General features: G+C 75.8%; 8 protein-coding genes and 2 pseudogenes. 1 reads left to right on the forward strand and 9 read right to left on the reverse strand.

The annotated features are described in order from the left end of the window. Positions 1-219 precede the first annotated feature (219 nt). The 9 genes and pseudogenes from FVA95_RS15170 to FVA95_RS15205 form a co-directional block, all read right to left on the reverse strand. Positions 220-1,125, reverse strand: a complete 906-nt coding sequence (locus FVA95_RS15170) for a hypothetical protein (protein ID WP_149664813.1) — start codon at positions 1,123-1,125, stop codon at positions 220-222. Positions 1,126-1,468: 343 nt separating this feature from the next. Continuing rightward, positions 1,469-1,651: a hypothetical protein gene (locus FVA95_RS15175; protein ID WP_149664814.1), complete on the reverse strand. Its 183-nt coding sequence runs from the start codon at positions 1,649-1,651 to the stop codon at positions 1,469-1,471. Positions 1,652-1,716: 65 nt separating this feature from the next. Then, positions 1,717-2,184: a glycosyltransferase gene (locus FVA95_RS32935; protein WP_240051507.1), complete on the reverse strand. Its 468-nt coding sequence runs from the start codon at positions 2,182-2,184 to the stop codon at positions 1,717-1,719. A 178-nt stretch (positions 2,185-2,362) separates the two neighbouring features. Further along, positions 2,363-2,818 (reverse strand): annotated as a pseudogene (locus tag FVA95_RS32940) (glycosyltransferase); the annotation flags it as partial. A 3-nt stretch (positions 2,819-2,821) separates the two neighbouring features. Beyond that, positions 2,822-3,655, reverse strand: coding sequence for a carbon-nitrogen hydrolase family protein (locus FVA95_RS15185; RefSeq protein WP_149664815.1), 834 nt, complete (start codon positions 3,653-3,655; stop codon positions 2,822-2,824). A 1-nt stretch (position 3,656) separates the two neighbouring features. Beyond that, positions 3,657-4,523, reverse strand: a complete 867-nt coding sequence (locus tag FVA95_RS15190) for a carbon-nitrogen hydrolase family protein (protein WP_149664816.1) — start codon at positions 4,521-4,523, stop codon at positions 3,657-3,659. After that, positions 4,520-6,046: an MSMEG_0567/sll0787 family protein gene (locus FVA95_RS15195; RefSeq protein ID WP_240051508.1), complete on the reverse strand. Its 1,527-nt coding sequence runs from the start codon at positions 6,044-6,046 to the stop codon at positions 4,520-4,522. The genes FVA95_RS15190 and FVA95_RS15195 overlap by 4 nt, the downstream gene beginning before the upstream one ends. A gap of 2 nt (positions 6,047-6,048) precedes the next feature. Further along, positions 6,049-7,233, reverse strand: coding sequence for an MSMEG_0568 family radical SAM protein (locus FVA95_RS15200; RefSeq protein WP_149664817.1), 1,185 nt, complete (start codon positions 7,231-7,233; stop codon positions 6,049-6,051). 187 nt (positions 7,234-7,420) lie between these two features. Beyond that, on the reverse strand, positions 7,421-7,939 hold the full coding sequence (locus tag FVA95_RS15205) for an MSMEG_0572/Sll0783 family nitrogen starvation response protein (protein ID WP_060712873.1): 519 nt from the start codon (positions 7,937-7,939) through the stop codon (positions 7,421-7,423). Between the two features lie 197 nt (positions 7,940-8,136). On the opposite strand from FVA95_RS15205, the pseudogene FVA95_RS15210 reads away from it, so the two are divergent. Beyond that, positions 8,137-8,397, forward strand: a pseudogene (locus FVA95_RS15210) (IS30 family transposase); the annotation flags it as partial.

Genomic DNA, 8,397 nt, shown 5'->3' on the forward strand with positions numbered 1-8,397 from the left:
CCCGACGCCGGTCCGCCGCCGGCCGCCGATCCGCCGCCGCGCCGGTCCGCTGCCGCGCCGGCCTACCGGCACCGCGCCGATCCGCGCAGCCCGCCGCGGTGATCCCCCGCTTGCTCCGGCGATCCCCCGCCCGCCTGGTGATCCCTTTGCCGCGCGGTGATCCGCTCCGCGCGCGCGTCGAGGCACGCGCGGGCCGCGAATCACCGCGCGGGGTGCGGATCATGCTGCCCGGGGGAGGTGGTGCGCGACGGCGGCGAAGTCGTCCAGGTCGTCCCAGGTCCAGCGCACGACCGTGCGCACCTCGGGTCGGGCCCGCAGGGCGTCCTCGCGCCGCTTCTCCCGGACGACGGCGTCCGCCGCGCCCTCTCCCGGACGCACCGACCGCCCGTACTTGCCCAGGCCGTCGAACTCCCCGATCACCCCGTGGTCCGGCCACCAGAAGTCGATGACGCCGATCCGGTGACCGCGGTCGTCGAGCACGGGGTGCTGCAGTACGGGGGTCGCCACGTTCAGGCGCGCCATCCGGACGCGGCTGCGCGACTCGCCCGGCCCGTCCGCGCGGGCGTCGGCGAAGGCGACGACGGCCCGGGCCCGGCCGATCCCGTGGCGTCCGCAGGCGGCGAGCACCGCGTCGCGCAGACGGTCGGGCGTGACCAGATGTCGGTGCAGTGCCGCGTCGGCGACGGCCACGGCGGTCTCGAACGGCGCGGTGCGGGCGACGTCGACGACGGTGCGGGCCACCGACGTCGTCGGGATGCCGTCGACGTCGACGACCTCGCCGTCGGCCAGGGGCGAGGCGTGCACGCGCAGCCGTGGCCCGCCGCGCCCGCCGGACGCGCGGTCCCGGGTGACGTGCACCGTGGTCAGGGGGACGCCCCAGACCGGCAGGCCGTGCCGCACGGCGGCGGAGGGACCGCTGACCACGGCCCCGGGGGCGAGGGCGGGGAACGTCGCCTCCACCAGGGTCGCGTGCCGTGTGGACGCGAACCGCAGACGCTCGTCGCCGGTCTCCAGGTACACACCCGGACGCAGACCGACCCAGCGACCGGTGCGCAGGGCGGTACGGATCTCGGCCTCGGTCGTCCCGAGTCTCAGCAGGTCGCGGCGCAGCAGCGGTTCGTCCACGGTCCCGACCCTGCCCGGATCCGGCCACCACACCGGGACGGGTTCGCCTCCTGTGGAGCAATCCCACGATTGTGGACGAGCACCGGTACCGGTGATCCCCGGTGCGCGCGCTGATCCGCTCGGTGCGCGCATCCGGACACGCGCGCGCGGCGGATCACCGCGCGCCCGGCGGATCACCGCGCGCGGCGGGTCACTGCGCGAACAGGGGATCACCGCGCGAACGAGGATGCCCGCGCGGCGACGGATCAGCGCAGGTACAGGGCGATCAGCGCGGGTACAGGCGGACCGCCGCGGGTGGGCGGAGCGGTGCGCGACCGGTGTGCGACCGATGTGCGACCGGTGGTCAGAGCTCGCCGGCGAGCACCTCGTGGCCGCGCAGCCGGGGCAGCCGCAGCACGACGGCGTCGCGGTCGTCGCGGGTGGGGCGGGCGCAGTGCGGGCAGCGGGCCCCGGCGGCGTCGCCGTGGCGGGCGGCGCGGCACAGGGGCACGACGATGGCCGCAGCGGGTGCCTCGTGAGCAGGCATCGGCGTACCCCCGGACGTCGACGTCGTGTGGTCGCCCCAGGCTAGCGCAGTCGGTGTGTCCTCCGTCACCCCACGGTGGCGAGGCGGGCGCGGTCGAGGTCCGCGTGTCGGTCCGCCGCCGTCGACCAGGTGTGTGCGGCGGCCAGCGCACGCCCGGCGGCCGCGCGCCGCGGGTCGGGGACGGCCAGCGCGTCGGTGAGTGCCGCGGCGAACCCGGCCGGGTCGCGGGCGAACCGTGCCGCGTCGCCGAAGACCTCGCGCAGCACCGGCAGGTCCCGGGTCACCAGCGGGACACCGGCGGCCAGTGCCTCCATCGCGGCCAGGCCGAAGCCCTCCTTGGCCGACGGGAACGCGAACGCCGCCGCGCCGGCCATGAGACCGGGGAGCGCGTCGTCGTCGACGGGGCCGAGGATCTCCGGGACGACGCCCAGCTCCTCGGCCCGGGCGAGCACCCGGGACCGGTAGTCGCGGTAGTCGAACAGCGTCTCGCCGCCGCCGATCACCAGGCGGGTCCCCGGGCCGAGCAGCGCCATCGCCTCGACCAGGTCGGCGGTGCCCTTGCGCGGTTCGATCCCGCCGACCGTAGAGCACGTAGCGACCGAACCGGTCCCGCCACGGCGAGCCGGCACCGGTGTCGGCGGCCCGGGCGAAGCGGGCGGCGTCGACACCGTTGCCGATCACGGTCGCCTCCCGGCCCCAGCCGGCGCGCACCTCGGCGGCGTCGGCCCGGGAGACGCACACCAGCGCCGCCGGTCCGACCAGGGCGCGTTCGTGGCAGGCGGCCAGCTCGGGGGTGCTGAACTCGTCGAGGTGGTGCACGGTGCGCAGCAGCGAGCCGTAGCCGTGCGCGCGACCCTCGGCGTTGGCGGACAGGCAGTCCTGGGCGTGCCGCACGTCCACGGGCGGGGCCTCGGCCAACCCGGCGGCCAGCAGGTCGATCGAGCGGAGGATGCGGGCGCCGACGGTCTCGCCGTCGATCTCGGGCACCTCGACCAGGTGCACCGCGACGCGGGGGTCGACGGCCCGGAAGAAGCCGGCGTCCCCGCCCCGGGCCAGTGAGAACACCGCGACGTCGTGCCCGGCGGCGGCGAGCGCCTCGGCCAGCGCGAGGGTGTGCACGACCCCGCCGCGCGGCTTGGTGGAGTAGGTGGACAGCCGGATCCGCACCGCTCAGCCCCGGTAGAGGTCGGGTCGGCGTTCCTTGAGGTGGTGCAGCACCGCGCGGGCGGAGCCGATCATCTCGGCGGGTTCGACGTCGGCGACGGCGAGCCCGCCCTTGGACCAGGTGCGGGCCAGGATGTCCCCGCCCGGCCCGACGACCTTCGCCCGGCCCAGGAAGTGCAGCGAGCCGTTGCGCCCGCTCTGGTTCGCCGAGAGCAGCAGCACCTGGTTCTCCGCGGCGCGGGACTGGTCGTACAGGTCGAACAGCCGGGCCTGGCGGTCCTGCGCCATCCGGGGCGCCCGGTTGGTCAGCGAGGTCGGCCAGGCCGACAGGCAGGCCAGCAGCTGCGCGCCGTCGAGCGCCAGGGAGCGGGCCGACTCGGGGAAGGTCTTGTCGTGGTCGATCAGCATCCCCATCCGGCCGGCGGGGGTGTCGAACGCGGTGAACCCGTCCCCGGCGGCGAACAGCCCGGCCACACCCGCGGGCTGGTGCACCTTCCGGTGCCTGCCGAGCACGCCGTCGCCGGTCAGGCAGACCGCGGAGTTCCAGCGGACCCCCGGCTCGGGTCCGGCCTCGCAGAACCCGACGCACACCACCATCTCCCTGGCGAGCGCGGCGACCGCGCGCACCTCGGGGCCGTCCGGGTCGAGCTCGGGCGGCAGCACCGCGTCGTCGGCCGGGTCGGGGCTGCGCAGGTCGTGCACGTAGCCGCCGAGCGCACCGTCGGGCAGCACCAGCACGCTCACGCCCTGCTCCCGGGCGTGCGCGACGATCACGCCGATCCGCTCCAGGTCGAACGCGACGTCCCGGGTGAAGTTCGCGCCCGCCGCGGCGACACGCACCTCACACCCCCGCGCGGACCGGACCCGGTCCGTAGGCCGCCGGACGGCGGTCACGCAGGTGCCCCATCACGCGGCGGGCGGCGTCCACGGCCTGGTCGACGTCGACGGTCGCGACGGCCAGACCGGCCTCGCTGCCGGTCGTCGCCAGCACCTCGCCTCCCGGGTCGACGATCTTCGCGCTCGCCACCAGCTGCATGTCGCCGAAGGTACCGGCCTGGTTCGCCGAGACCCAGACGATCTGGTTCTCCAGCGCCCGGGAGCGGTCGTGCAGGTCGAAGCGGCGGGCCCACCGGTCGTCGGCGAGCACCGGGGCCCGGTTCGTCCGCGACGTCGGCCACGCCGACAGGCACAGCACGGTCCGGGCGCCGTCGTCGGCCAATGCGCGGGCCGCCTCCGGGAACGCCTTGTCGTAGCAGATCATCATGCCGGTGCGGCCGTACGGCGTGTCGAACGCGGCGAACCGGTCACCGGCGGCGTAGCTGGAGTTCTCGTTGATCGGCTGGTGCACCTTGCGGTGCCGGCCGAGCACCCCGTCACCGGTGACGGCGACGCAGGAGTTGTAGGGCAGCCCGCCGGACGCGTCGTCCCCGATCTCGCAGTACCCGGCCGCGACGACCATGTCCCCGGCCAGCGAGGCCAGCCGCCGGATCTCCGGCCCGTCCGGGTCCAGCTGCGGGGGCCGGTCGGCCGGGGTGCCGGGCACGTCGTGCAGCGACGACAGGTAGCCGCCCATCGCCGCCTCGGGCAGCGCGAGCACCTGCACCCCGGCGGCGCGGGCGCGGGCGATCGTGGCGGCGATCCGGTCGAAGTCCTCGTCGAGGTCACGGACGAAGCCCTGCGCGGCGGCGCCGAAGGTCGTGGGCGTCATCGGGTCTCCTCAGGGTGGGGGGCGGGGGTGCCGGCGCGGCCCATGCCGGTGACACCCGCGGCGACGGCCTCGGTCTCCTCGCCGTCCGGCCAGCGCAGCCGGACCCCGGCACCGGGGACGAGCTCGCCGCACTCGGCGGAGACCGCGGGACCGGCGTCGGGGGCGGGGGCGCCGGGATCGTCGGCGGTGAGCAGACCGAACCCGGGGAAGCAGGTGAACCAGTCGCCGGCGGTGGCACCGTCGGGGCGGGGGACGGCGGCGACGTCGAGCACGACGCCGACCCCGGAGGCCTCGGCGAGCATGCCGAGGGTCCCGGCGAGCCCGGCCATCGACACGTCCTTCGCGGCGGCCGGGCGGTGCGGTGCGTCGGGGCCGATGGCGCCGACGGTCGCGGCGAGCTCGGCGCGGGTGCGCGAGGTCGTCGAGTCCCACTGGCGTCCGGCGTAGCCGGGTCGCCAGCCGCCGCCGAGGTCGGTGGTGAGCCGCACCCGGTGCCCGGCACGCCCGCCACCGGCGGGGACGGGCCGGTCGGTGCGCCCGAGCGCGGTCAGCGACAGCGACGCGGGCACGTCGAGCTGGGTGTGCCCGCCGAGCAGCGGGACGCCGTAGGCGGTGGCCGCGTCGCGCACGCCGCTCAGCACGCGGTGGGCGAAGGAGGCGTCCCGGGCGCCGACGGCGTCGAGCAGCCCGACCGGGGCGGCGCCCATCGCCGCGAGGTCGTTGACGTTGACCAGCACCCCGGCCCAGCCCGCCCATTCCGGGTCGCGCTCGACCATGGCGGGCACGATCGCGTCGCAGCAGGCGATCAGGTCGCTGCCCGGGACGGGGGCGCCGTCGTCGCCGACGAACCCGGCCGGGCCGAGCCCGCCGAGCAGCGCCCCCAGCGGGGCCTTGGTGGCGACGACGAGATCCTGGACGCGGGTCACCGGCCACCGCATCGTGACGTGCGGGGCCCCGGCGACCACGCTGTCGCGCACCCGGGTCCAGCCGAGCCGCTCGAACAGGACCGCGCCCGCGGCCTGCACGTCGGCGTCGAAGCGCAGGACACCCGCGGCCTCGGCGCGCGCGCACGCGGCGCGGACCAGCGCGGCGCCGACGCGGACACCGGCGCGACGGCGTGCGGCGGGGGCCACCACCAGCCTGCTGCCGGTCCACCACCCGATGTCGGGGTGGGTCGCCCTGGCCGGGCCGAGGCGTACCCCGCCGAGCAGGGTCCCGTCGGCGTCGTGGGCGAGCAGGACGACGACGCGGCCGTCGGCGTCGTGGTCGTCGAGGTCGGCGGTGGGTCGGTCGGGGAACAGGCCCTGTTCGACGCAGAACACCGCGCGGCGCAGCGCCCGGTACGCGGTGACGCCGGGGTCGCGTGCATCGTCGGCACGGGCCTCACGGATCGTGACCGCGGGCGGACCGCCCGCGTGGGTCGGGCGGCCGCCGAGCAGCTCGTCGGCGATCCAGCGCGGTGCCGGGGTCAGGTGACGGGGCGCCCCGGTCACGAAGCGGGGGCGCGGGTCGGTGGTGCTCACGCTCAGCCCCCCGCCGCCGACAGGGCGCTGCACGCCCCGCAGGCCGCACAGCCCGCGGCCTGGTCGGCGCCGCGCATCCCGGCGGCGCGGAGCACCGCGGCGACCCGGTCGGTGACGTCGGCGAGCAGGTCCGGGTCGGGTGCGGGCACCCCGTCGGCGAACGCGAGGGTGCCGGGCAGCGGCCGGTAGGGGACGACGAACGGGTACACCCCGGCCGCGACCAGCTCCGCGGCGCCGGCGACGAGCTCGTCGGGGTCCTCACCGAGACCGACGATCAGGTAGGTCGACACCGAGTTCGGGCCGAACACCCGCACGGCCTCGTCCCAGGCCGCCCAGTACTGGGACAGCGGGACCGTGGCCTTGCCGGGCATCCAGCGGCGGCGGACGCCGTCGTCGAGGGACTCGACGTGGATGCCGATCGCGTCGGCGCCCGCGGCGGCCAGCTCGGCGACCACGCCGAGGTCGTCGGGGGCGGGCGGCTCGCACTGGACCTGGATCGGCAGGGCGGGGACGCGCTCCCGGATCGCGCGCACGCAGCGCAGCAGGTGTCGGGCGCCGCGGTCGCGGCCGTTCGAGGTGCCGGTGGTCAGCACCATCTGGCGCACCCCGTCCAGGCGGACCGCGGCCTCGGCGACCTCGGCGAGCTGGTCGGGGGTCTTCACCGCCGTCGTCGCGCCGGAGGCCAGGGACTGCTCGATCGCGCAGAACCGGCAGCGGTCGGCCTCGCCGTAGCGCACGCAGGTCTGCACCACCGTCGAGGCGAGCACGTCGTTGCCGTGCAGGCGGGCGATCTTCTCGTAGGACACGCCGTCGGCGGTGGTGAGGTCGTAGAACGCCGGCCGGGCGACGGTGTCGACGGCGACGCCCATGTCGGTCACGCCGCCGCCGGGCTCGCGGCGCAGCAGCCGTCCGTCCCGCAGCCGGTACGGGGAGTCGGCGACGATCGGGACGGTGGTCGCCAGCCCGTCGACGAGCACGTGCCCGTCCGCGGACGGTCCGGCTCCGCCGGGGCGGCGCAGCGGGATGACCGAGCCGAGGTCGGTCACGCCGGAGGGGCGGTCCGGCCCGGCGCCGGTGTCAGCACCGGTGTCGGTGTCGGAGCCGGTGTCGGGGTCGAGCCCCACGCCGCGGACGGCGAGCTCGGCGCGGGCCCGCAGACCGGGCTCGGTACGGGACGGTGCGGACATGCGGCGGACCTCCGTGGATGCGACGGCCGGGTGCAACGGGCCGGATGCGACGGGCCGGGTACGGCGGGGGCGACCGGTGCGCCCGGCCGCACCGAGATGCAGCCCACGGCGGGCGTGGCGGGCGACGGGGCGCCCTGTGCTGCATCTCGGTGCGGGATCCGGTACGCGACGGCGTCCCGCCGTCTCCTCAGAGCTGGTAGGTCGAGTTGATGATCGCGCCCTTGCGGGCGTAGTAGATGAGGGCGTCCTGGACGTCGAGCGGGTGCGTCGGGATGACGCCCTCGATCAGGTCCTCCTCGCGGGCACCGTGCAGCGACAGCCCGAAGCGGCAGCAGTAGACCTTGCCGCCCTCGCTCATGAACGTCTTGAGCTGGTCGTTGATGTTGTGCTCGCCGGGGAACGCGGACGTGCCGGTGGTCGGGAAACCGCGGGTGGCCAGGCAGTTCAGCGAGCCGGGGCCGTAGAAGTACATGGCCGACTCGAAGCCCTTGCGCAGTGCACGGGTCGCCTGCAGCACGGCCACGAAGCTGACCGAGGACTCGTGCGCGATGCCGTGCACCAGGGTGAAGTAGGTCTCGCCGTCCTCGGCCTGGAGGTCGGGGAAGACCTTGGTCCCGCCGTAGATGCTCGAACCCTCGGGCAGCGAGGGGTGCGGAATCTCCTCGAGGCTCTTCTTCTCGACGTCGGACAGCTCGGCGCTGGTCATGGGGATGCTCCTCGTGGTGTGACGGATCCACGCCGGGAAACGTGTGCGTGGGAGCGCCGGAGAGGGAGAATACGATGGAATCGGGTCCCACCGTTTCCGGCGATCACTACGACACCAGTGTTCTGGGCGAATTCAACTGGTCGTCGCAACACCTCTGATCGTGGAGGTGTTCGGCAGTGGCGACGAAAGACTGGGGCGTGAAGACGAGCGGGGTTCCCGAAGAGGCCCGACGCCAGTGGCGCGCGGATCGGGCGTTGCGGCCCCCGATGCGCTCGCCCGGGCGGCCTGAGCCCTCGTGGGCGGTGCAGCGGCAATTCTGGCGTCTGATCGCGACGGGCATCACCTCAGCCGAGGCAGCACTGAAGGTTGGCGTGTCCGTGCCGGTCGGGGCCCGCTGGTTTCGCCACGCTGGCGGCATGCCACCGATCTCGCTGGCCGAGCCCACCGGCCGCTACCTG

The organism is Pseudonocardia sp. EV170527-09, assembly GCF_008369905.1.
GTDB lineage: Bacteria > Actinomycetota > Actinomycetes > Mycobacteriales > Pseudonocardiaceae > Pseudonocardia.

Coding starts and splice junctions, on each gene's coding strand:
- FVA95_RS15205 (WP_060712873.1), bottom strand. CDS start 7,939: ATGACCAGCGCCGAGCTGTCCGACGTCGAGAAGAAGAGCCTCGAGGAG.
- FVA95_RS32935 (WP_240051507.1), bottom strand. CDS start 2,184: ATGGCGCTGCTCGGCCCGGGGACCCGCCTGGTGATCGGCGGCGGCGAG.
- FVA95_RS15200 (WP_149664817.1), bottom strand. CDS start 7,233: ATGTCCGCACCGTCCCGTACCGAGCCCGGTCTGCGGGCCCGCGCCGAG.
- FVA95_RS15175 (WP_149664814.1), bottom strand. CDS start 1,651: ATGCCTGCTCACGAGGCACCCGCTGCGGCCATCGTCGTGCCCCTGTGC.
- FVA95_RS15190 (WP_149664816.1), bottom strand. CDS start 4,523: ATGACGCCCACGACCTTCGGCGCCGCCGCGCAGGGCTTCGTCCGTGAC.